Raw genomic sequence first — 700 nt, forward strand, 5'->3', positions numbered from 1 at the left:
AACAGCTTCTGCATTATTTGTTGTATAAAAATTCCCAAGGTCTAATTCGCGTGCTCTTTTCAGTGTTTCTTGACGACGCGTTGCAATATAAATATGAGCTGTGAGATTTTTCTTTTTAATCGCTCTTGCTAAAGAAGATCCAATAAGACCAATGCCAATGAGTGCTATTTTTTCAAAAAGTATATAGAGCATCTTTCACCTTTAAAGATTCTTTGAAACCGGCAACAAAGTCAAAATTCGTCCGTCTATTTGTTCAAGAGATATGGTTCAAACATTTAAAAAACCATAACCGACAAGAGAAAAGAATTATTAAAGTTACGCACCGTCCAACAATCATCCGAGCAACCCATTAACAAACCATTTTATCTAGAAAATATACCTCCAAAATTGGTGATAAAAAACGTAGCATCAAGCTCTAAAACTTGTCAATTTATTGCTTACACGCACGCATCACTACACAGGATACAAATGCTCTCTCACAAGTTGTTGATCAATAATAACAACCGCTCTGCACACAATATCACCAACTTTTATTCCAAAAAGCTTTCTAAAATCCAAGCAAATGCCAATTTTTCTTCACAGAGTGAGTAGCTTGGGTTATATCGCGGAAAAATTTTAAAGCAGCAATATAAACACAGTTTTTTCAAATGCTGAAAACTCCGCTAAACAATTGATGCAAAAAGATGCCGTGATTTTAAAA

1 protein-coding gene is annotated in these 700 nt (G+C 34.4%); it reads right to left on the reverse strand.

The features are described from left to right. Window positions 1-192, reverse strand: a 192-nt coding sequence (locus tag ACFIK8_RS11545) for an NAD(P)-binding domain-containing protein (RefSeq protein WP_375669508.1), incomplete at its 3' end; no start/stop codon positions are given. Window positions 193-700 lie beyond the last annotated feature (508 nt).

The sequence above is a fragment of the Bartonella sp. MR168JLCBS genome, from assembly GCF_042194175.1.